The organism is Pedobacter folensis (genome assembly GCF_056490665.1).
Genome location: NZ_JBWJIF010000006.1, coordinates 85495 through 110109, shown reverse-complemented (window position 1 = coordinate 110109; position 24615 = coordinate 85495). Strand labels below are relative to the sequence as shown.

The following is a 24615-nucleotide window of genomic DNA, read 5'->3' as shown; positions in this document are numbered from 1 at the left end:
CTCAATTTTTAATGATTTCCACAGCTTATTTTGTTTAAAGTAAATGCTTCAGCCCATTTTTAAATAGCGGTAAAAGGAGAGAAGCTTTAATTAGCTTTTGCCGGGTACCAGCTTGTGTGGCAAAAGCCTTAAAGTATGGGTTAAATAAGCCTTACAAATAGCCGATTTGTTTTGGGCTTAAATAAAGCGGTAATATTAAAAATTAGTCAATCGTTTGCGCTGATATTTATGTTGTAATGCTCATTTGCTTGTTCTACTTTTAAAAAATACAAATCAACAAAACCGAAAAGAACCAGCACAAATGCATACCCATTTGCTTAAAAAAACACTTGTTTTAGGGCTATTAATAAGCTTAACTGTTAATAGCTGGGCCCAAAAAGAAAACACCTTTGCCATAGGTGCCGAATCTTTTGAGCTTAATGGCAAGCCGTATATTATACGCTGTGGTGAGATGCATTTTGCCCGTATACCCAAAGCCGAGTGGAAACAACGTTTACAAATGGCCAAGGCCATGGGTTTAAACACGGTTTGTGCCTACCTATTCTGGAATATACACGAAAAACAGCCCGATCAGTTTACCTGGACAGGGCAGAGCGATGCGGCCGAGTTTTGCAAGCTGGCCAAAGAGGTGGGTTTATACGTGATATTAAGGCCGGGGCCATATTCTTGTGCCGAGTGGGAGTTTGGCGGTTTCCCCTGGTGGCTGCTTAAAGATAAGAGCATCCGCCTGCGCACGCAACATCCTTACTTTTTAGCAAGGGCCAAAAAATACCTTTTAGCAGTAGGTAAGCAGCTGGCACCATTACAAATTAGCCGTGGCGGCAACATTATTATGGTGCAGGTAGAAAACGAGTACGGCAGCTACGGTAACGATAAAGATTATATGAACATCATAAAAGCCAATTTACAGGAAGCTGGCTTTACGGTTCCATTATTTCATTGCGACGGACCTTCGCAGTTAAAAAACGACCATCCCGAAGGTTTATTTGCGGTGGTAAACTTTGGCAGCGGGCCTGAAGCTAATTTTAAAGCTTTAAGGGCCATACAGCCTACAGGCCCATTAATGTGTGGCGAATATTATCCCGGCTGGTTCGATAGCTGGGGCAGGCCGCACCACAAAGGCGATACCCAGCGTATTGTAGCCGAATTAAAATACATGCTTGATCATAAGGCTTCGTTTAGTATTTATATGGCACATGGCGGAACAAGTTTTGGTACTTACAGCGGTGCAAATGCACCACCATACCTGCCGCAAACCAGTAGTTACGATTACGATGCCCCTATTGATGAGGCCGGTAACGCAACCGAAAAGTTTTACGCCATACGTAAGTTATTTGCCGGTTACCTGCAAGAAGGTGAGGTATTGCCAGAGGTACCTGTTGCAAACAGAATTCAGCAATTACAGCCGGTAAAATTCAGTTCAATCGCCATACTATCCAAAAACCTGCCTAAGCCTGTTTTAGCCGATACAGCCATGTTGATGGAAGATTTAGACCAGGATTTTGGTTGTGTGGTGTACGAAACCAGTTTAACCGCAGGGCCAAAATCGAGCCTGGTGTTTAAAGATATCCACGATTATGCTTTGGTATATATTGATGGTAAAAAGATTGGCGAATTAGACAGGAGAAAAAACAAATTCAGCATCGAAATCCCGGCCAGAACGGCTAAAAGCACATTGAGGGTTTTGGTAGAGGCAACAGGCAGGGTAAATTATGGCTACCAGATGCACGATTGGAAAGGCATACATGGTGCCGTATACTTAAGCGAAAACGGGCAACAAACAGCTTTAAAAGGCTGGAAAAATTACCCGGTGAGGCTGGGAGAGGTGAATATTCCGCTTCGTTACGAAACGCTTGCCAATCAGCCTGCTGCAGCTTCTTTTTACAAAGGAAGTTTTAATGCCGATAAGTTAGAAGATACTTACCTCGATATGGGTAAGTGGAATAAAGGTTTAGTTTGGTTAAATGGAATGTGTTTGGGTAGATACTGGAATATCGGCCCAACTCAAACCATGCTGGTACCAGGCAGCTGGTTAAAGAAAGGCAAAAATGAAATTGTTGTTTTTGACCTCTTCGGAACAGAAAAGCCAGCATTAAACTTTTTAGATAAACCCATTTTGGATGTGGTGAACGAAAAACAGCCCGAGCTGCATAAAAAACCTAACCAGAAATGGGTTTCGGATGCACAACAGGCTTATGCCGAAGGTAGTTTTGCGAACGATAACAAATGGCAGCTGGTGAATTTTAAACCGGTAACCGCACGTTATTTTTGTCTGGAAGCCTTATCTGAACAAAAAGGACAGCCTTATACTTCAGTGGCCGAAATTGTACTGCTGGATGAAAAGGATAACGAAATTCCGCGCAGCGATTGGAAAATAGTGTATGCCGATAGTGAAGAACTGGGTGGCGATGATGGAAATGCGGCTAATGTTTTCGATTTACAGTTTACCAGTATCTGGCATACCCAGTGGGAATCGAAATCGCCAAAACCACCACACCAGATTGTGATAGACCTGGGTAAAAATTACACCATAAAAGGTTTAAAGTTATTACCCAGACAAGATAATGCCAATGGAAGAATTAAAGATTACAAATTATATTTTAACCAAACACTTTTTAAAAACCTTTAGTGCTGTTAACGAGCTGTAAGTGAATGGTTTTTAAGGTGAAAAAAGTGCGAAATAATAGCAAGTAAAACGTTTGTTCAGTATTAACCCGGATCAATAAAAAAAACTAAACAATAAATATTAAATAACACAAATGGAACGTAGAGAATTTATCAAAAATGGTGCATTCACGGCTGCGGGTTTAACCGTCCTGCCAACCGGAAGTTTATTTGCATCATCAGACAGTGGAAAAGTAAGAGTAGGTTATATCGGTGTAGGTGCACGTGGTATGAGCCATATTTCTGAAGGTGCTTTAAGAGACGATGTAGAAATTGTTGCAATTTGCGATACCCAGGAAAGCTCGCTTAAAGTTTGCCGTAACTTTATCGCTAAAAAAGGCAGACCGGCAGCAACAGAGTATACCGGTGGTTTAGATGCTTATAAAAAACTTTTAGACCGTAAAGATATTGATGCCGTAATTATTGCCACCCCATGGCAGTTTCACAGAGATCAGGCAGTTGATGCCATGAAAGCTGGTAAATATGTAGGTTGCGAGGTAATTGCAGGATTAAGTGTGCAGGATCACTGGGATATTGTAAACACTTCTGAAAAAACAGGAATGCCTTACATGACCTTAGAAAACGTTTGTTACCGCAGAGATGTAATGGCCGCTTTAAATATGGTTAGACAGGGTCTTTTCGGCGAATTGGTGCACCTTGAAGGTGGTTACCAGCACAACTTAAGAAACGTACTTTTTAACAACGGTAAAGATTATTATGGAGGTGGGGTAGAGTATGGGCCAAAAGCATTAAGCGAAGCACAATGGCGTACGCAGTTTAACATCGATCAAGATGGCGATTTATATCCAACCCATGGTGTTGGTCCATTAATGCAATATGCAAACATTAACAGAGGAAACAGCTTTACCAGCCTGGTATCGTTCAGCTCTAAAGCAAGAGGTTTGGCAGCATATGTAGAAGAACTTTCTCCTGGCCACCCTAACGCTAAAATTAATTATAAAAATGGTGATGTAACCACTACATTAATTAACTGTGCAAACGGCGAAACCGTATTGTTAAGTCACGATACCCATTTACCTAGACCATATTCTATCGGTTTCAGGGTACAGGGAACAAAAGGGCTTTGGATGGATGTAAACAAATCAGTACACATCGAGCATAAATCAAAAGATCATGCCTGGGATAAAGCTGACGAATGGTTTGCTAAATACGATCACCCACTTTGGAAAAAATATGAAAAAGAAGCTGTAGGTGCTGGTCACGGTGGTATGGATTGGTTTGTATTTAATGGATTTATCGAAGCGGTAAAACAGAAAAAACAAACACCTATTGACGTATATGATTCAGTTACCATGAGTGTAATTATGCCACTTTCTACCAAATCGTTAAAAGAAGGAAATATGCCACAAAAATTCCCTGATTTTACAAAAGGTAAATGGAAAGATCGTAAAAATACTTTCGCTTTAGACGATAGCGGTTTTTAGTCCCGTGTGCGGGTAATGCCATATGGCTTACCCGCATTATTTAATAAGCAACTTTATCCGGACCATCATATTTTATTGATTTCCCGGAACAATTTTCATTCAAATATATTACCATCTTATGTTTCAAGCAGTATTAGGTGCTTATGGACTTAACGCAGAAAAATTTAAAATTGAACCTTTCGGCTCGGGCTTAATTAACCATACCTGGAAAGTTTACGGTGAGGGATTAGCCTATATCCTGCAAGAGGTGAATACGGAAGTTTTTCGCCAGCCTCAAAATATTGCTCAAAATATTGAGACAATAAAAAAATATCTCGATCAAACAGCCCCTAAATACTTGTTTGTTGCCCCAATTACGGCAGCAAATGGAGATGATTTTGTGGTTCTCGACGATCACTTTTACAGGATTTTTCCATTTGTGGAAAATTCTTGCTCTATTGATTTTGTACATGAACCTGAGCAGGCTTATCACGCTGCCAAGCAGTTTGGTAAATTTACCAGGATGCTTTGTGCCTTCAACGTACAAAAATTAAAGCCCACCATCGAAGATTTTCATAACCTGCCTTTACGTGTAGAGCAGTTTAAAAAAGCTTTAGAACAAGCTGGTGAAGAAAGGATTGGTGAGGCAAAGTTTGCTATAGAAGAGATTATCAGACATTACGATATAGAAGAGCAGTATGTACACATGGTAGATAGCGGTGCGCTTAATTTGCGTGTGGTACACCACGATACCAAAATTAGCAATGTACTGCTACAGGCCGAAACCGGCGTGGGTTTATGTGTAATTGATTTAGATACCGTAATGCCAGGCTACTTTATTAGCGATGTAGGGGATATGATGCGTACTTATCTGTCAGAGGCTAACGAAGAAGAAAAGGATTTTAGCAAAATAGCCATCAGAGAAGATGTTTTTGCCGCCATACATAAAGGCTACATGGAAGAAATGGACCAGGTTTTGGCCTTTACCGAAAAACAATTCTTTATTTATTCGGGTAAATTTATGATTTACATGCAGGCAGTAAGGTTTATAGCCGATTTCTTAAATGGCGACATTTACTATAAAACGAATTATCCGGGGCACAATTTGGTAAGGGGCTTAAATCAGATCGATTTATTGAATAAGTACATTGCCAAAGAATCGAAATTTGAAGAAATTATTAAGCAGATTAACGAAAATAGAGTAATAGACTCTAAAACAATATTAAACTAATAAGGTAAAGGCAAGGTGTTCAGTTTTTATGCTTCATCGTTTGGGCTGGACATTCCTCTTACCTTTTTTACACTTCATCTCATCTGTTATTTTTTAACGGATGAGATTCGTATTGGATAACGCGCAAACGTTTGATAAATGCGATTTTACTTTAGATGCGGTCATGTTCAGCTTCCCGAAGAATCGGGACAAGTAGTCGAAACACCTTAAAGCGTATTTAATAGATCCTTCGACAGGCTCAGGATGACAATTCTATCTATGATACAGCCTTTTTTGAGGCGTTTTGCCAAAAGATTTGTGGTTAAACGATTTGTTTTTTGCCAAGACTTTCAAAGCAATCGCCTGTTTCATCAGGGCAGCTCGCGTCCAGGCGATTCATTTTAAATACCCAATATTTCATTAGCGGATAGTTAAAACCATAAGAAACGATACTGTCAATTAAAAGCCTGCCGATTTTATAATCTATATTTAAGCTTTGGTGCAGCAAAAAGGTACCGCCAGATTTTAACGAGATACTGCCCAGCACCACGGTAAAAAAACGGATGAGCTGACCAGTGGTAGAACTGTGATAACCATCGTTACTTTTAAAAGCCCAAAAACGGTTAATGCAAAAATTAACTAACCCACCCAGGGTTCCGGAAATTAAAATAGAAATGGTAAAATGGATGTGCAACCACTCGGTTAACAGTATCATCAAACCATAATCGGTAACACCACCAGAAAAAGCCGATACCTGCGCTTTCAGAAAAAGTTTAACCGATGCCCAGCTGATCATTCTTTTTCCTCCCTGTCTTTGGCATCGCCTGCTTTTAAGAGTTTAAGCGTATCGATAATATTGATGACCAATAACAATAGGGTTACGACGATGGCAAAATAGGTGATGCTGCCTGCAATTAATGTTTCAATAATAAGGATAAATGAAATAATTACACGTAACTCCGTTGGGCCTAAATGCCCTGAATCGATTTGATAAAAACCGGTTATTTTATAGCGGAGCTGACTAATAATCATCGACCAGCCATAAAGTACCACAAATAAAAATGCGAAAATCTGTGTGGTTCCGCTGGCATAAAAGTAATAGCCTAAGCCAATGAGGATAATGCTGAGCCAATCCATCACAATGTCAAGTGCAAAGCCATACCATTTTCGGGCGATCTTACGGTAATAGGCCAGTCTGCCATCAAGCGAATCGCCAAGCCAATTGATGATCAGGCCTAAAATGCCGATCAGTAAATTATTTCTGGAATAAAAACTGCCTAAAACAAAGGCCAAAAAAACAATTAATGATCCAAACATGCCAATACCCGTCATTATATTTGGCGTAATCCAGTCTGGAACTTTTTTAAGCAAAAATAAGATTAACCTTTGCTCACCCTTACGCAACATATTGGTTCGTTCGCGGTCTGAAAATACCCTTTTATGTGCTGTATTCGCTTCTTTCTCTTTAATAATAGCCTCCAATTTAATACCCCACTAATATAAAGCCAATCAACATAGCGGTTTCTGGTCGATAAAATTTTAAACTGATTTTCTTCGGTATTCCCTTAGCAAAACCACTGATTTGCTTTAGCTTCCCTGATCTGACCAGGTAAGTGAATGCGAGTACAAATAACATCAATTATTTAACTATGCCTGCAAAGCGCTGGTAAAATACAGTTGGACTATTCTCATTTTTTGGTGCGTATTTACCCGCAATAATTGGAACATAGATCACACGTCTTCTGCTTTCCTCACCATGAATGGCCGATTCTGCAACCCTGTGCCACAGCCTTCCATCGTGGATGGTTAAATCTCCTGCTTCGGGTAGTATCGATACCTCTTCAGCATCGGGTTTGTTATCCAGAAAGTATTTTTTGCGGAAAAGCATTTGGTAAATACTCTGTTTATGGGTACCCGGAATAATTTTTAACCCGCCGTTTTCAGGTTTTAAGGTACTCAGGTGAATGCCTACATTGAGCATTGGGTTTAGTTTAGCGCCATAGAAAATATCCCTTAAACCATCTGTATGCCAGCCCATTTTACTGAACTTACTTTCCGGCCCGTTAATGTAGTGGTTAAACACCATGCCATCTTTTTCTTCGGTACCCAGACGAGCACCTTCACCTGCCAGTTGAAGCAATGCATTAAACCGTGGATCTAATAACAAACCGCTTAAAGTTTGGTGTTGCTGGTTGATAAAAGCAAAACGCTGTACAATGGACGAACCATCAAGATCTTTCCCATATTTAATCGGCACACCGTTTATTTTTTTAATATCTTGCTCAATCCACTTTTGTTCAACCTGTTTAGAAGCATCGATAATGGCGTTTACGGTTTCGGGTTTGATAAAATTTTTGAAATGGATAAATCCATGCGTGTTAAAAAAGTCGAGCTGTTGTGCTGTTAATTGTTCAGATAGGGTAAAGGTTGGATACGATGTTGCCATGTGTCGAAATTTAATGATTATGAAAAGGATAAATTGGAGTTAGAATTATGCGCAGCAACAGCACATTCGCATTCGCGAGTGGTTCGGTACTGAAGGAAAATAAAACACAAATGTTTTATTCGACATAATCTATAGAATTAGTAGTATTTAATACAAACGTAACATATTTTTAATATTCCAAAGAATTTAATTGGAAATATTTTAAAATATTTTTTTGGAGAAGTAAATTGATGGCTTAGGCAGGAGCATTAAATAAGATATTTCCATTATCCGGCTGGCTAATTTTATTAAATGACTTTCTTCTTTTTCGAAGCGCAATAGCTGTGCAAAGCAGTAAGTGTGTGCCCGTTTTCCGCTTATACGCTTCGCTTCCTCATTCTTCGTTGCTGCAGGGTAACGTTGCAACCGGGGCTAGAGGACAAATTCAAGCCTGTTTTTAAGTTTTTATGCTGCGCTAACCTTTGTTCCTAAACCTGATTGACGGGGAAAGCTCCCGATTTTTCATCGGAACTTGTACCAAAAGCAGGACTGCAAACCGCCAAGAATAACTGCCCTTTCATTTTCAAATAAATAAAAACATGATTTCCATTTAAGCCATTCTATCCGGACCTCCGACCCCTGACTTCCGGACTTCTTAAGTCTTATAAATCCCAGCGGCCATTTTTTCGATAAATCCTTTTGGCAAAATCCTATTGGCATATACGCTGATGATATTGGTAAAACCTGGAATAATTTCAGATTTCCCGGCGAACATTCCTTTTATGGCAATTTCTGCTACTTCATCGGGTTTCATATTAAATTTCTCTGCCATTTTGCTAAAGGCATCTAATCCGGCACGGTGTGCAAAGCCGGTATCAACAGGCCCAGGACTTATACAGCTCACCGAAACAGGACCATCTTTAAGTTCGAACCTTAATGCCCTTGTAAAGGATAAAACAAAAGCTTTAGTTGCCGAATAAATGGCCAGAGTTGGTACCGCCTGGTAGGCTGCAGTACTGCAAACATTGAGTATATAAGCTTTTTTTTCTGCTGAAAGGACTGGAAGCAATAAATGGCACAATGAAGTTACCGTAGTCATGTTTAACTGGCACATTTCTAACTGGGCACTTAAATCCAGTTCTCCAAATTTCCCCCACAATCCGTAACCTGCATTATTAATCAGGATATGAACGGCGTAATTCTTTTCTGTGATCCAGTTGTATACTGCTTTTGGGGCTTCAGCCTGGCTAAGATCGATTGCCAGGATATGCACTTCAACCTCATATTGGTTTTTAAGAGCGGTTTGTAAAGCACTCAATTCATCAGCCGAGCGGGAGATAAGCAGCAGATTAATTTTTCTTTTCGCCAATGCAATGGCCATCGATTTGCCAATACCTTTACTTGCTCCGGTGATTATTGCGTACTTCATCTTGGTGTCCAGCATCTTTTTTACTCTGAATAGTTTAACACAAATATCAAATAAATTAAAGCTTATGCCTTATTTATTTTAAAATGCTGCATGATTAAACGCCATATAGGTATCTTTTTTGAATTATTATTTTTAACGAGTCTAAATAATGCTAGCTTTGCCGAAATTTAAAAATTGCATGAAACACCAATACATAAAATTTTTTGCCACGGCTCTTTTGATGCTAATCACAATTTCACTCTTTGCCCAAACAGGGAAGGGGACAATTAGCGGAAAAGTTGTCGATTCGTTAGGGAATAGTATACCTTTTGCCAACATACAGGTTAGAAAACAGAACCTTAAAAGTACTTCAGATAAAACAGGTGCCTTTAAATTAACAGCTGTTCCTGCCGGTAACCAACTAATCAGGGTTTCGATTACAGGTTACGATCAGGTTGAACAAGGTGTATCGGTTACTGCAAACGATACCACACAGGTAACATTTGTTTTGAAAGAACAACACGCAGAACTTAATGATGTGATTGTTTCGGCAAGCAGAAGGCCAGAATCCTTATCGCAAACACCATCATCAGTAACGGTACTTACTGCTAAGGAATTAAATACACAATCAACCATTAGTCCAAATTTGGCTAACATCCTTTCGTACAGCGTACCTGGATTAGGTTTTTCTACTAATCAAACGGGTAACTCTGGTCAGACTTTACGTGGGAGAAATGTACTCGTGTTAATTGATGGTATTCCACAGTCTACGCCATTAAGAGCAGGAGGAAGGGATATCCGCAGTATCGATCCTTCGGTTATTGAGCGTGTTGAAGTGATTAAAGGTGCCACCGCCATTTACGGTAATGGTGCTGAAGGTGGTTTGATTAACTACATTACTAAAAAAGCTGACAAAGGAAAATCATTCGGAGGTTATTCTCAAGCCGGAATTACAGGAAACTTAAAAGGCGATAGTACCATTGGTTACCGCTTTTCGCAGCAGCTTTACGGTAAAGCGGATAAATTTGATTATCTGGTAAGCGGTATGTTCGAAAAAACCGGTGTTTTCCGCGATGCTGAAGGCCTGGTTATCTCGCCTGAATATGGCTTAGGCGAAACCAAATCTTACAATGGTTTTGTAAAACTGGGCTATAACTTTACTCCAAAACAGCGTTTGCAGGTGATGTACAATTACTTTAGCTCCAGACAGCATTCTAAATATTTAACCAAAGATGGCGTTTATGGCCAATCGCCGGCCATTGGTATTTACGGAACAAGACTGGGTGAAGATGAAGGAACAAGGTTTAACCATAATGCTAATTTACAGTATACGAATCAGCAGATTTTTGGTAAAACTGATTTAACTGCCAATGTATATTACCAGGATTTTTATACCATTTATTCTAACTCAGCATCATTTTTCGGAAGCGGCCAATCGGCTATTACTTCAACCAAAAAGGGCGCAAGGGTAAACCTGAACACACCTTTCAACATTACAGAACAGGTGCCGATGCAACTGAACTATGGTTTGGATTTAATGAATGATAAAACGGCTCAAAGTCTAACTGATGGTCGTTTATGGGTACCTAACATGAATATGGTAAACTTTGCACCTTACTTACAGGCTTCTGCAACCCTAATTAATGATTTAACCATTAAAGGAGGTTTAAGGGTCGAAAATATTAATATTGATGTAGACGATTTTAACACCCTGGCAACTGGTGCAAACGGTGCAGGAAGTATAGCGGTACAGGGCGGTAAATTAAATTACAATGCTTTAGTATTTAATGCTGGTGCACGTTATTCAAAATTCAAGTTTTTTAATCCATTTATCAGTTATGCGCAGTCGTTCTCGGTATTCGAGCTAGGCAGGGTGTTAAGGGCAGCAAAAAGCAATACTTTATCGCAGTTAGAAACTAAACCAATTATTGTAAACAATTACGAAGCTGGTTTTAGCAGTACCTTAGGTAAACTGAATTTCAGTGCAGCTTATTACTACAGCACTTCTAAACTGGGTGCCAATCTTTTGGAAGTAAATGGTACTTATATCTCTCAACGTATTCCGGAGCGTGTATATGGATTTGAAATCCAGGCCGATTATCAGGTTTTAAAAGCGCTGAGCATTGGTGGTAACTATGCACAGGTAGAAGGAAAAGGCGATGTAGATGATGATGGTAATTTTAACGGAGAGAAAGATGTGTATTTAAACACAACGCGTATCCCGCCATCAAAAACTACGGTTTATCTTAAATATTCAGGGATTAAAAACTTAAGTTTGGATGTAAACTGGATGCGTGTAGGAAATCGCGACCGTTTTAAAACCAATGCTGCAGGTAAATATTTAATCGGCGAAGGTCCGGTAAAAGCCTTCAACTTATTTAATGTTGCCGCAGTATATCAGGTTACACCACCTTTAAAATTATCGGTAGGTGTAGAAAATTTACTGAATAAAGTTTATTATCCTGCCATTTCTCAGTTTTATGGCAGCAATGTAAATTATGTGAGGGGCAATGGACGTAGATTTAACCTGTCGTTAGGCTACGCTTTTTAGGCAATGAAAAATAAGAATTTTAAAAATACCATCAGGAACATTCACCTCTGGCTCGGCCTGGCCACTGGCCTGGTGGTATTTATTATTAGTATAACTGGCGCACTGTATATCTTTGAAGAAGAGATCAGGGAGCTTACACAAAAAGATTTTCGCTACGTAGGGCTTCAACAGAAGCCTTTTGTAGGTTTAGATCATATCATTTCCAGCTTCGAAAAATTATCGCCCAAAGACCAGTTAAGGCTGATCAGGATTGAAGACGGGTTTTCAAACGCCACAGTAGAAATTACCACAAAAAAAGGCATCGTTTATTATTTTAACCCCTACAATGCCGCTTTGGTAAAAAAAGGTGGCGAAGATTGGCTCCAGGTGGTAGAACATATCCATACCTCGCTATTGCTGGGTAAAACCGGCCAATTTATTATGCAGTGGTCGGTAGTTATTTTTGTGCTGATGCTAATTACGGGACTGGTACTCTGGTTTCCCGGCCAAATGCGCTTATTAAAACAATCTTTAACCATTAAAAGAAAAGCCTCATTTAAACGGCTGAATTACGATTTACACAATGTATTGGGTTTTTATGCATCACTTGTGTTATTGGTTACTGCATTAAGTGGTTTGTACTTTGCTTTTAAAGGGGTGAAAAATGCAGCGAGCTTTTTTACCGGGAGTAAATTAGCGCAAGGCAAAGCTATTGTTTTATCCAAACCTAAACACATCGATTCGGTACCTGTACGTTACAATAAAATTTATACTGAAGCTAAAATTAAATATCCCGGGGCTATTTCCACTAGTTTTTCACTTCGTGGTAAGGGCGAATTACGGTTAAGGATGATCTATCCGTACCGTTGGGCACGTAAGCAGAATACTTTTTTTTACGAAGAAGCCACGGGTACAATGACCAGGGCTAAACTGTATAAAGATTTTAATGGCGCCGATTTAATTGAAGCCACCAATTACGATCTGCATACGGGCAGGCTTTTGGGGTTGCCAAATAAAATTCTTTCTCTTTTAGCAGCTTTGGTTGCAGCGAGTTTGCCGGTTACGGGTTTCATCATCTGGTGGAAGAAAAGGAAAAAGCCCAGAAAAGCGAAACCTGTTCTTGCCCGTGGGTAAATTTGTGCTTGTAACACGTTTAAATAGCTGCTATCTGATCATAAATAGTTAATATTTCGCTTAAACCTGATAATTACAAATCATTACGATCTGTATTTTTTTGCAAGTTTTGATCTTTATTTTATAGAGACAACACAAGCGAATGAAACGCAGCATCCACATTTATTTAGCGCTAACCCTGGCATTTTGTTTGGGTTCGAATACTTACGCTCAAAAAATTGTTATTAGTACCGATCATTCGGCACTGGTATATCATGTCAATAATCAGAAACAGTTAGAACAAACTTATTTCGGTAAAAAACTTCAGGATTCGGCAGCTTACAGGCCTGCAAGTACTTATGAATTGCCTGCTTTTGCAACCGGTGGCGCCACTTATTTACAGGAGCCAGCGATAGAGGTAACCCATGCCGATGGGAATATGTCGTTACAACTCGGGTTTGTATCATCAGCTGTAAAAACAGCAGGTAACGTAACCGAAACCATTATCCGTTTAAAAGATCCTGCCTATAATTTTTTTGTAAACCTACATTACAAGGCTTATCAAAAGGAAAATATAATCGAAACCTGGAACGAAATAGACAATCAGGAAAAAGGTGATGTGGTGCTGCACCGCTACGCATCGGCATTTTTGAACTTTCCGGGAGCAACCAATTACCTGACCCGTTTTAATGGCGACTGGGGAATTGAGGCACAGATGGAAGAATTTTTATTGCCTAACGGACTTTACAGCATTCAGTCGAAACTGGGTGTAAAAACAGTTGAAAACGGTTTATCATCGTTTATGCTCAGCAAACAGAAGCTTGAAGATGAAAACCAGGGAGAGGTATTTGGCGGCTCTTTGGCCTGGAGCGGCAATTTTAACCTCCAGTTCGAAACATTTAAAAATAATTCGCGCCTCGGCGATGCGTTAAAGGTAATCTGTGGCATTAATGCTTATGCATCAGATTATCGCCTTAAAAATAAACAAAGTTTAAGTACCCCGCATTTTATCTTTACCTATACCAATGGCGGACAGGGGCAGATGAGCCGCAATTTTCATCACTGGGCCGTTAAATATGGCATTTGGAAAGGCGATCAGCGCAGGCAGACTTTACTTAACAACTGGGAAGCCACTTATTTTAAATTCAATCAGGATACCCTTGTTAATTTATTTGATGGCGCAAAAAAGCTAGGAGTTGATCTGTTTTTACTGGATGATGGCTGGTTTGCAAACAAATATCCACGCGATAACGATAAGGCTGGCCTTGGCGATTGGGAAGTGAACAAACGCAAATTAACAAATGGCATCGGTTATCTGGTTAAAGAGGCCAGAAATAAAGAAATTAACTTTGGGATATGGATCGAACCGGAAATGGTCAACCCAAAGAGTGAATTGTACGAAAAACATCCGGATTGGGTACTGAAAACACCAAACCGCCCTGAAGACCTTCAGCGGACACAGCTGGTGCTCGATCTGACCAACCCGAAGGTGCAGGATTTTGTATTTGGCGTAATCGATAATTTAATGAAAGAAGCGCCGGGCATCACCTACATGAAATGGGACTGTAACAGGATCATGAGCAATCCTTACAGTGTTTTTATGGGGAAAGATCAAAATGCCATGTTTGTTAAATACACACAGGGGCTGTATCAGGTATTGGATGCCGTAAGAGCCAAATACCCCAACCTGGAGCTGATGCTTTGTGCAAGCGGAGGCGCTAGGGTAGAGTATGGTGCCATGAAGTATTTTAATGAATTTTGGGCCAGCGATAATACGAATCCATTCGACCGTATAAAAATCCAATGGGGATATTCCTATTTCTTCCCGGCACTCACCATTTGCAACCACGTTACCGAATGGGGCAAACAACCGATTAAATTTAAGCTGGATGTGGCCATGTCTGGTAAAATGGGTTTTGATATCCAGGTGAAAAAATTAAACGAAAAAGACCTCGCACTGAGTAAAATTACGGTAGAAAACTACAAAAGATTACAGCCCGTAATCAATTATGGTGATTTGTACAGGCTGGTATCACCTTATCACACCAATAGTGCGGCGTTGATGTATGTTGATAGCACGATGAATAAAGCCGTGTTATTTGCCTATAATTTAACGGTAAGCGAAGCCCAAAACTACCCTACGCTAATTTTAAAAGGGCTGGATGCGCAAAAGAGATACCGGATCAGAGAAATCAACCTGTTGCCGGGCAGTAAATCAAAATGCCCGGATAACGATCAGGTTTATACGGGCGAAAGTTTGATGAACTCGGGTTTAAAATGGTACCTGAATCGTAGCGAAACCAGTTCTGTACTAGAGCTTGAAGTCATTTAAGCAAGCTGCTCAGCATAGGCTTTCAGCTGGTTCAGTCCCGACTGACAGAATTCCTGTTGCATGGTCAGATCAAGATCTGCAACAGGTTCAAATGTTTCGGTGAGCGTAACCGGGTTACTTCCTGTGAAGGTAATCAGGCTTTTTCTATTGTCATCCAATGTATAAGCAATGCGCTTATGTTGAATAATTTCAGTATAAGTGCCGCTAAAATCAAAACGCTCACTTCCATCTTTCCTCACCATTACATATAGAAAGCCACCACCTTCGATCAGGTTATTTTCAATTTTCTCATTGATCCATTCACCAGATGGCGCATTCCATTTAGCAATGTGTTCGGGCTCATTCCAGATTTCCCATACCAGGTTAACCGGTTGGTTTATCTCAATACTGGCTACTAAAGCATTCTTATTCATACAGACTAAATTATGTCCTAAATTAACAGTTAAGCGTTTACTTTTAGGTGGCCATTGAAGACAAATTAAAGGGTGATTTGAGCGAATCAAAAATATCGCTTCAAATAAAAACAGTGATTTTACTATCTGTTTTTCAGACTTGAGGTGTATGATTATGTAGATAAAGCAAACAAAAATTGCCTTATCGGTGTAATTATAGTTCCTCTAACACGGGAGTAATTGGAAAGGGGTAAACACGGATGTGGCTACCCTTTTCTTTTTTGACAACATTTTAAGGGGCAAACTTGTTTAGTTCATTTTGTTCAGTGTGGTTTAGCTGACCATAAAAGGCATGAACAACTTTAGCAATTTGATGCTGATCTACAAGGCAAAAGATATCATTATCGCAGTTTTTCGCACATTCCATCATCCATTTTTTTCTTCATCAATTTTCCATCCCTCCATATTTTTTGTACCCTTGTAAAAAAAAAATAAAAATGGAGAAACCACTCGTTAGCATTACCTATTGCCCCAAATGTGGCTGGATGCTGCGTTCGGCTTATATGGCTCAAGAGATTTTAACCACATTTGTTGATGAGGTAAAAGGCGTGACCTTAATTCCGAGTGAAACACCTGGTGTTTTTAATATTTTGGTTGGTGAAAAACTAATTTTTGATAGAAAACAGATGCAGCGTTTTCCTGAAATTAAAGAATTGAAACAGCTTATTCGTGATGAAGTGAATCCAGCCATGAATCTTGGGCACTCTGATGTTAAATAACTTAATCAGCATTAAATCTTACTGCTGTTCAAAAACTTTCGGTTATTAAAATTAAGTTAAACATTTGAAAATATGCTTATACTTACTTCAAGTAAATTGATCATAGTTAATTAGCGTTTATGATAAGAAAGGGTTTTCTTTTTATCTGTTTGCTGCTTTTTTTGCGTTTAGCTGGCTTTGCCCAGTTATCCGAAATAGCGCGAATAAAGATATCGATGAAAACCATTGGCGATAGTCTTAAATATGTGGATGCATTAAACAGACTTGGAATGTTAATGTATGAGAAAAATGTAGATAGTACTTTTTATTATACCCGCCGGGCCCGTGAAATTGCAATCAGGCTCGATTATGCTAAAGGCAAAGCAGATGCGCTGAATAATTTAGGCGTCTTTTTTGATATTAAGGGCGACCTGCAACTTGCCCTACGTTATTACAACGAAGCCCATACCGTTTACAGCAAGATTAAAGATTCTATCAATGTTGTACAAACAACCATGAATATTGCCATGGTTTACAAAGAATTTGATAAAGATCAGCGTGCGGTACAATGGTTTAATGTAGCTGTTAAAAAAGGTAAGGAGCTGAGGCAGGATTCCATCATGTCGCTCGTTATTTACAACTATCTTTTAATTTATCCGAACAAGTTTAAAGCTGTGGATAAAGCAAAATGCATTAACAAAGCGAAGGGTATTGCTTTAAAATATAACGACAAAAGAACATTACTGGCTATTGATCAGCTTATTGCAGATGAGTTCATTGCAAACGGAGAATTTCAGCGGGGAATAGCGTTCCTTCAAAAGGCGTTGGATAGCGCAATTAATCAAAAGCTCTATTACGTATCAATGGACATGCTGTTAGACCTGGGTGATCAGTTAATGGCAAAGGATGAAACATTAGCCGTTAACCAATATAAAAGAGGGCTTGCCATTGCTGATAAAAATGGCTTTCTAATTTACAGTAAGATACTGGCCAGAAAATTATTCGATTTTTATACCCTTAAAGGCGATAATAGCACTGCGGCCATATATAGCCACAAGTTAATTCTATTGCAAGAAGAGCAGGATAAAATCAATAACATATCCAGTGTAGATTATCTTGATTATGCACTTAAAGAACAACAGATAGATGCTTTAGTAGAGCGATCTAAATATCAAAATACCTTATTGGTTATAACAGCTATTGCCTGTTTACTTGCCCTAGTGGTGATCATTGTGATCAGGAAAAACTTAAAACGCATACATAAGCTAAATGAGCAGATGGCCAATCAGAACAACCAGATGCGCGAAACACTTAATGCACTGGAGCAAAGTCAGGCCGATAATACCAATATGTTAAAAATTGTAGCCCACGATCTGCGTAGCCCAATTGCTGGTATATATTCCATTACCTCATTAATGATAGAAGAGACAGGGCGTTCGGATGCAGACCAGAAAATGCTCAGGGTAATTCAAAGTTCAAGTAAAGATTCGCTCGAACTGGTGAACGATTTACTGCAAACGCAGTTCAAAACAGAAATGCTAAGCAAGCAACCAATTGATTTAGCCGAAATGTTGCGGTATTGTGTTTCACTGTTACAAAGTAATATCGAAGCAAAAGGACAACATCTTATATTGCATGTTAAACCGGTAATACTCTTAGCCAGTAGGGAAAAACTTTGGAGGGTTATCAGTAACCTGATTACCAATGCAATCAAATTTAGTCCTAATGGGGCTACAATTGAGGTGAGAATGGAAGAAGGTGCCGGTTATTTAAGGATAGGAGTAGCTGATGAAGGCATTGGCATCCCTGTTGAAATAGAAGATAAAATTTTCGACATGTTTACAGAAGCCAGACGTCCTGGAACGGCCGGAGAACAACCTTTCGGGCTTGGTTTAGCGATATCCAGACAAATTGTTAAAGCCCATGGAGGCAAAATCTGGTTTGAACGTAAGCCCGTTAGCGGTACAACCTTTTTTATCGAGTTGCCTGTTTAATTGGTTAAAATTCCCGCCTGTTAATTTTCTAGAATCCATGTATCGTCCTTAAAAACAGTAGATTAAGAATATTTCAAATTTATGTATATTAAATCTATCTATTTTGTATAGATTTGAAAAGGCTTTTTTTGCAAGTTATTACCTTAAGGCTAGTATAAGTTTGCCCGATTTGATTCTGAAATAGTAGGTTAAAAAAGTTTTGCCTTTTAAAACTTCAATACTTTTAATGGCACCAGAACTACCTAATGCATCGGAAATAACATCGCCAACCTTTAGTTGTTCCAATCTTTGGATTGGAGTCATCGCATCAATACGTGTCATAATGAGCAAAAATAGGCTTAGATAGCATTTTTTAATAGGATTTTTGTCTCAAATTCAAAAATCAAGTTATTGTGTAAAGGGAAATAATACGGATTTATTCTTACCTGGAATATCTATAGGTAGTTAAGTCTTTTTCGACTATTATGCTGGTTATTTAAACCTAAATAGTTCGATTTTATACTGTCAATTTAATAAAGTTTTACTGTAAACCTGATCATGAATAAACTTTTTTCAATCTTTAGTTGTCTCGCTCTTCTAATTTTCTTTAGTGGTACCAAACCAAAAGTATCTCTTCCGGTAAAAGCACCAAATATTTTATTGATAATGGCCGATGATATGGGCTTTGCCGATATAGGTTGTTATGGCAGTGAGGTCGCTACACCAAATTTGGATAAGCTTGCTGCGGGCGGTCTCCGTTTCAGGCAATTTTACAACAGTGCCAGGTGTTGCCCAACCAGGGCTTCATTATTAACCGGGCTATATCCACATCAGGCGGGTATCGGGCATATGTCTAACGATCCGGAAGACAGTACAAGTTTCAATTATAACTTGCCTGGTTACCAGGGCAGTTTAAACAATAAATGTGTAACCATCGCCGAAGTGTTAAAAACAAAAGGTTACCAAACTTTAATGAGCGGTAAATGGCATGTAGGCTATCATGGCGAACAAAGATGGCCTTTGCAGCGTGGTTTCGATAAATATTACGGTTTACTGGCAGGCGCAACAAATTATTTTAATCCATCTGGTGGCCGCGGCTTAATGCTCATGAACCATAAAATAGCACCAGAAGGCGAAAATTTTTACCTTACAGATGCACTTACCGACTATGCAATAAAGTTTTTAGATGAAAACAAAAAGGAAAGTAAAGCCCCTTTCTTTATGTACCTGGCTTATACCAGTCCACATTGGCCATTAAATGCATTAGCCGCAGATGTTCAGAAATACAGAGGTAAATATAAAAATGGCTGGAAGGCACTTCGGCGCGAAAGGTATGAGCGCATGAAAAAGCTGGGTGTAATAAGCGGTAATTCGCTATTGAGTGAGGATGATGGCGCAGACTGGGATAAACTTTCGCCTGAAAAGCAAGATGAAATGGATCATCGCATGGCATTATATGCAGCACAGATCGATCGCATGGACCAGAACATTGGCCGCGTAATTAAAACGCTTGAGGCCACGGGTGAGTTAGATAATACCTTAATCTTTTTCCTTTCTGATAATGGTGCATGTGCCGAAGGTGGTGAACTTGGCGGTGGTTTACCTCAAAATTTGGGTACTAAATTAGGCTATATGCTCAGTTATGGTCAATCCTGGGCCAATGCTTCTAACACACCGTTTAAAAAATACAAACACTGGGTAAATGAAGGTGGTATTAGTACACCACTGATTGTACACTGGCCAAAAGCAATACCTAAAAGTTCATTGGGGCATTTTACTGATCAGTATGGTTTTCTGCCCGATATTATGGCTACGATTGTTGATGTGGCCCAGGCAAAATATCCTAGCCAGTATAAAGGAAATCCAATTATTCCGCTTCAGGGAAAAAGCCTGTTACCATTAATACAAGGCAAAGAATTGCCGGTGCATCAGCAACCAATTTTCTGGGAGCACGAAGGTAATGCCGCTGTTAGATCAGGAAACTTCAAACTGGTAAGCGAATACAGCGCCGGTCAACCGGTTAAATGGGAACTATACGATTTAAGCAAGGATAGATCCGAATTAAATGATCTGGCTGCAAAAATGCCGGCCAAAGTTGCAGAATTAACTCAAGCATACCAGAATTGGGCTGCATTTGCAGGTGTTGTTCCCTATGATGAGGTGGTTAAAATACAGGCGAAAAAGAAAAAAGTAGCCCGAATATTACCTCAATAGTGCTGTGTTTCAGCATAGAAAAAATCTTATTGTTTACCAGGCCAGGAGCGCTAGCTAATTTTTTAGGAAAATATGTATATTCGTTTCATACCAGGTATGCCACGGTAGGTTTATTTCTATGCTCCTTATTCAAAAAAAAACTGCTTGCTTCATATTTTTTTTATGGATGGGTACAGGCATTTGTTTTGCCCAGTCTACAGCTATTCCCCTTAAATATTTGGGTGTAGAAAGTGGCCTGTCTAATAATGTGGTAAACTCATTATACCTGGACCATTTTGGGTTTATGTGGATGGGTACCTATGACGGATTAAACCGTTACGATGGTTATCATTTTAAGGTTTTTAGAAATGGATGGGGAGATGAGCATTCACTGGTCAATAATCACATTACAGTACTGAATGGGGATGCGAAAAACAGGGTTTGGGTAGGTACACAAAAGGGAATTTCCTATTATGATTATGCCGATTCCAGGTTTCATCAATTGATTTATTTAGATAAGGGACGCAAAAATGAGGTAAGTTATGCCATTAATTCCATTGCCATAAGTCAGGCTTTGGCTGTTTATGTAGCTACCGAAGAAAAAGGCCTTTTCATGCTCAAAAAGAACAGCAGCCTGGCAGAAAGAATCCCATTTGGTAAAAATTTCGACTTTACAGTAAAGGCTTTATATATTGATGATGATCAAACCCTCTGGCTTTTTATTAAGGATGTGGGGCTTTGTAAGTATGATAAAGACCAAAATAAAGTTCGTTTAGTAACTGCTGCCCTAAGCTCGGCAACTTGTATTACGAAAGACACTAAGCAAACGCTCTGGCTTGGAACAGAACGCGGACTTTTTCAGTTTGATAAAGTAAAAGCTAGCATCAGCAAGTTTAACCAGCATTTAAACAATGAGAACATTATGGGTTTGTTGTTAGATCGGCAACAAAGACTCTGGATTTCGACTGATGGAGGCGGGGTAGCCGTTTACGATACCAAAAATCAAAAAACAAGTTACCTGTCTGCAGGAAAAGAAAAAGGTTTGCTCAGCAGTAATTCTGTTGCACAGGTTTACGAAGACCATGAATCGAGAAAGTGGATTGCAACCCTACGTGGTGGGGTAAATATCATTGATACCGAAAATGAGCAGTTTACCACCATTAAACATGACCCGCTAAAAAGTAATTCTCTAATTAATAATTTTGTGCTCTCTTTTAGCGAAGATGAAAACAAAAACATTTGGATCGGGACTGATGGAGGTGGTTTAAGTGTTTGGAACCGAAAGCTAAATACTTTTGCCAATTATGCAAAAACCAGCGATCCAAATTCTTTAACCAGTAATTTTGTTACCAGTATTTTAAATGATGCAGACCACAATGTCTGGGTGGCCAGTTTTAGCGGCGGGATAGATCGTTTTAATAAAGCAACTGGAAAATTTGTCCACTATAACTGTTACAATACCTCTAAAGGTGTTGACGATATTAATATCTGGAAACTTTATCAAGATAAACAACAAAATATCTGGGTGGGTACCACAAAAGGTGGCGCATTGTATCGTTACAATAAAAGCGTCGATAAATTTGAACTTTTCGATCCTAAACTAAAGGATATTCACAGTTTATTTCAGGATTCGAAGGGCAGGCTTTGGGCGGGAAACTATACCGAACTGATCGAAATCGATCCGGTAAACAAAAAACACAACTATACGAAGATCAACTTTGCCATTAGGGCCATTCAGGAAGATTTTAATCACCAGATATGGATCGGCACCGAAGGTGGAGGTTTACTACTTTTTGATCCGGAAACGAAAAAAATAAAGCGGTACATCCAGAGTGATGGATTACCAAGTAATTCGGTGCTTAATATCCTTCAGGATGCACAAGGTAATTTATGGTGTAGTACCTACAATGGCTTATCCAGATTTGATGTTAGGCACCACAGTTTTAAAAATTATTATGCTACCGATGGTTTACAAAGCAATCAGTTTAATTATAACGCAGCATTAAAACTCTCCAACGGTAATTTTTTATTTGGCGGGATTGGGGGCTTTAACTTGTTTTCGCCCGATAGCATCAAGAAAAATAAGCGCATACCTAAAATGGTGCTAACCGATTTTAGGATCAACAATATTCCGCTTGATCAGGATTCAGCTTATAACGATATCTCTGTTATTAATTTGGCACGCATAGAAATTCCGTTTAGTGATGCCGTGATTTCTATCGATTATGCCGCAATAGAATTCTCCTTTCAGGATCAGATTTCTTATGCCTACTACCTGGAAGGCTGGGACAGAGACTGGAATTATGTAAACAAGTTAAGTACGGCCTATTATTCCAGGTTAAATGAAGGCGAATATAAGCTCCATATTAAAAGTACCGATACTGAAGGCGCCTGGAGCAACAATGAAAAAATTGTAGTGATTAGGATTTTACCACCCTGGTACCGTACCTGGTGGGCCTATACCATCTATCTTATTATCGGATCGTCCATATTTTACCTTTTTCAAACTTACCGCAACCGCCAGAGAAGATTGAAACATGAAGTAGAAATTACCAACCTTAAAATGGAGCGTGAAAAGGATCTGAATGAGAAAAAACTGAATTTCTTTACCAATATTTCACATGAACTGAGAACGCCCTTAACCTTAATTGTTAATCCGATTAAAGATATTATCCTTAAAAAAGATCCGGGACCAGAAAAGAACGATTTAAATATAGTTTACCGCAATTCAAGGCGTTTGTTAAGCCTGGTAGATCAGTTATTGCTATTTAGAAAGACGGAAAGTGAAAATGATACCTTGAAAATTGTAAGGATCAACCTGTACAAGTTTACGAACGAAATTTTTCTCTGCTTTAACTATCTGGCAAAACAAAATCACATCGAATATACTTTTGAGTGTGAGGAAGAAGAACTAGATATTTATGCAGATAAAGACAAACTCGAAATTGTTTTTTTTAACCTGCTTTCTAATGCACTTAAGTTTACGCCAAAAGGCGGTTTTGTGAAATTTAGTGTTAAAACCCTTGGCATGCGTGTGCAGATTGAGGTGAGCGATAGTGGTCCTGGGATTCCGGCGCATGTGGGCGAAAAGTTGTTCGATAAATTTTATAAGGTAATGTCGAACGAATCGCTGAAGATGGGTTTCGGTATTGGGCTCTACCTGGCCAAAAACTTTGTAGAATTACATAAAGGGAAAATTTCGTTCCGCTCTAACCAGGGGATGGGTACCATATTTTTGATCGATATTCCGGTAGGAGAACCCAATTTGCAGCATAGCGGTGTTTTTCAAAACGAATTAACCTATGTAAATGAGCTCATCGCGCAAGAGGAAGAAGCAGAAAATAACGATACAGAGCATGTGGGTAACCTCCAATTGCTCATCTCAGATCTGCACTCAATTTTAGTGATTGATGATAACCCTGAAATTATTGATTACATTAGGCACATTTTTCAGGAAAATTTCAAAATTTATAAAGCCGAAAACGGTACCGATGGACTAAAACGCTGTAAAGAATATTTACCTGATATTGTGATCTCTGATGTAAACATGGATGGCCTTAATGGTATCGAACTCTGTAAGGCCATTAAAGACGATTCTGCCCTGAGCCATATTCCGGTAATTCTGCTAACCGGCGACCCGAGTCCGGAGGTAAAACTTAAAGGAATAGAAGTGGGTGCCTACGATTTTATCAGCAAACCCTTTGATAGGGAGCTATTTACAGCTAAAATTAACAGCATTATTAAAAACAGGACCAATCTTCAGTCTTATTTTTACAATGAAATAACCTTAAAGAGTGATGCCCATAAAGTATCGCAGGAGGACAAAGGTTTTCTTCAAAAATGCATTATGATTATTGAAGAAAATCTGATGGAAGATAGTTTTAATGTAAAAATACTGGCATCTGATCTGGGCATGAGCCATTCTAATCTTTACAAAAGAATTAAAGCCACTTCGGGTCAGTCTGTAAATGGTTTTATCCGGTTTATCCGGTTAAGAAAGGCTGCCGAATTGTTAATCAATACCAATCTGAATATTAACGAAGCCGCTTTTAGGGTAGGCATAAATGATAGTAAATACTTTAGAGAACAGTTTCAAAAACTGTTTAAATTAACGCCATCGGAATTTATAAAGAAACACCGGAAAAGTTTTCATAAATACTATAATATTAATGCCACTACATAAAAGTTACGCT

At 39.1% G+C, this 24615-nt stretch carries 16 protein-coding genes; 10 read left to right on the top strand and 6 right to left on the bottom strand.

What is annotated here, in order from left to right; all coding sequences use genetic code 11:
• Positions 1-301: 301 nt before the first annotated feature.
• From AC04QZ_RS24455 to AC04QZ_RS24445, 3 genes are all read left to right on the top strand, one after another.
• Positions 302-2629, top strand: a complete 2328-nt coding sequence (locus tag AC04QZ_RS24455; protein ID WP_478359828.1) for a beta-galactosidase — start codon at positions 302-304, stop codon at positions 2627-2629.
• Between the two features lie 130 nt (positions 2630-2759).
• Entirely contained in the window at positions 2760-4109 is a 1350-nt protein-coding gene (locus tag AC04QZ_RS24450) for a Gfo/Idh/MocA family protein (protein WP_478359827.1), read from the top strand.
• Positions 4110-4227: 118 nt separating this feature from the next.
• Complete coding sequence (locus tag AC04QZ_RS24445) at positions 4228-5319, top strand: phosphotransferase enzyme family protein (RefSeq protein ID WP_478359826.1); 1092 nt, start codon at positions 4228-4230, stop codon at positions 5317-5319.
• Positions 5320-5620: 301 nt separating this feature from the next.
• Here the strand turns inward: AC04QZ_RS24445 and AC04QZ_RS24440 are convergent, their stop codons facing one another.
• The 4 genes from AC04QZ_RS24440 to AC04QZ_RS24425 form a co-directional block, all read right to left on the bottom strand.
• Positions 5621-6094: a GtrA family protein gene (locus tag AC04QZ_RS24440; RefSeq protein ID WP_478359825.1), complete on the bottom strand. Its 474-nt coding sequence runs from the start codon at positions 6092-6094 to the stop codon at positions 5621-5623.
• A complete protein-coding gene (locus AC04QZ_RS24435; RefSeq protein WP_478359824.1) occupies positions 6091-6780 on the bottom strand; it encodes a CDP-alcohol phosphatidyltransferase family protein in 690 nt (229 codons plus the stop codon). The genes AC04QZ_RS24440 and AC04QZ_RS24435 overlap by 4 nt, the downstream gene beginning before the upstream one ends.
• A gap of 157 nt (positions 6781-6937) precedes the next feature.
• Complete coding sequence (locus AC04QZ_RS24430; protein WP_478359823.1) at positions 6938-7744, bottom strand: phytanoyl-CoA dioxygenase family protein; 807 nt, start codon at positions 7742-7744, stop codon at positions 6938-6940.
• Positions 7745-8378: 634 nt separating this feature from the next.
• Complete coding sequence (locus AC04QZ_RS24425) at positions 8379-9152, bottom strand: SDR family NAD(P)-dependent oxidoreductase (protein WP_478359822.1); 774 nt, start codon at positions 9150-9152, stop codon at positions 8379-8381.
• 178 nt (positions 9153-9330) lie between these two features.
• Here AC04QZ_RS24425 and AC04QZ_RS24420 point away from each other — a divergent pair, with 178 nt between their 5' ends.
• The 3 genes from AC04QZ_RS24420 to AC04QZ_RS24410 all read left to right on the top strand — a co-directional run bounded on the left by AC04QZ_RS24420 (position 9331) and on the right by AC04QZ_RS24410 (position 15106).
• Positions 9331-11682 carry a TonB-dependent receptor gene (locus AC04QZ_RS24420; RefSeq protein ID WP_478359821.1) on the top strand — a complete coding sequence of 784 codons (2352 nt, stop codon included), beginning with the start codon at positions 9331-9333 and terminating at the stop codon, positions 11680-11682.
• A 3-nt stretch (positions 11683-11685) separates the two neighbouring features.
• A complete protein-coding gene (locus AC04QZ_RS24415; RefSeq protein WP_478359820.1) occupies positions 11686-12795 on the top strand; it encodes a PepSY-associated TM helix domain-containing protein in 1110 nt (369 codons plus the stop codon).
• A gap of 142 nt (positions 12796-12937) precedes the next feature.
• A complete protein-coding gene (locus tag AC04QZ_RS24410) occupies positions 12938-15106 on the top strand; it encodes an alpha-galactosidase (RefSeq protein WP_478359818.1) in 2169 nt (722 codons plus the stop codon).
• Here AC04QZ_RS24410 and AC04QZ_RS24405 read toward each other — a convergent pair.
• The gene (locus AC04QZ_RS24405; protein ID WP_478359817.1) at positions 15103-15519 is read right to left on the bottom strand and encodes an SRPBCC domain-containing protein; all 417 of its coding nucleotides are present in this window, start codon (positions 15517-15519) and stop codon (positions 15103-15105) included. The two genes, AC04QZ_RS24410 and AC04QZ_RS24405, sit on opposite strands and share 4 nt — an antisense overlap.
• Before the next feature lie 476 nt (positions 15520-15995).
• Here AC04QZ_RS24405 and AC04QZ_RS24400 point away from each other — a divergent pair, with 476 nt between their 5' ends.
• Together AC04QZ_RS24400 and AC04QZ_RS24395 are read left to right on the top strand one after the other, a co-directional pair.
• On the top strand, positions 15996-16277 hold the full coding sequence (locus AC04QZ_RS24400) for an Rdx family protein (RefSeq protein ID WP_478359816.1): 282 nt from the start codon (positions 15996-15998) through the stop codon (positions 16275-16277).
• A 119-nt stretch (positions 16278-16396) separates the two neighbouring features.
• Positions 16397-18250 carry an ATP-binding protein gene (locus tag AC04QZ_RS24395; protein WP_478359815.1) on the top strand — a complete coding sequence of 618 codons (1854 nt, stop codon included), beginning with the start codon at positions 16397-16399 and terminating at the stop codon, positions 18248-18250.
• A gap of 138 nt (positions 18251-18388) precedes the next feature.
• Here AC04QZ_RS24395 and AC04QZ_RS24390 read toward each other — a convergent pair whose 3' ends face one another.
• A complete protein-coding gene (locus AC04QZ_RS24390) occupies positions 18389-18571 on the bottom strand; it encodes a hypothetical protein (RefSeq protein WP_086545708.1) in 183 nt (60 codons plus the stop codon).
• A gap of 216 nt (positions 18572-18787) precedes the next feature.
• Between AC04QZ_RS24390 and AC04QZ_RS24385 the strand changes: the two genes are divergently transcribed.
• Positions 18788-20443, top strand: a complete 1656-nt coding sequence (locus tag AC04QZ_RS24385) for an arylsulfatase (protein WP_478359814.1) — start codon at positions 18788-18790, stop codon at positions 20441-20443.
• Positions 20444-20609: 166 nt separating this feature from the next.
• Positions 20610-24605 (top strand): two-component regulator propeller domain-containing protein, encoded by a 3996-nt coding sequence (locus AC04QZ_RS24380; protein WP_478359813.1) that lies wholly within the window; start codon positions 20610-20612, stop codon positions 24603-24605.
• Positions 24606-24615 lie beyond the last annotated feature (10 nt).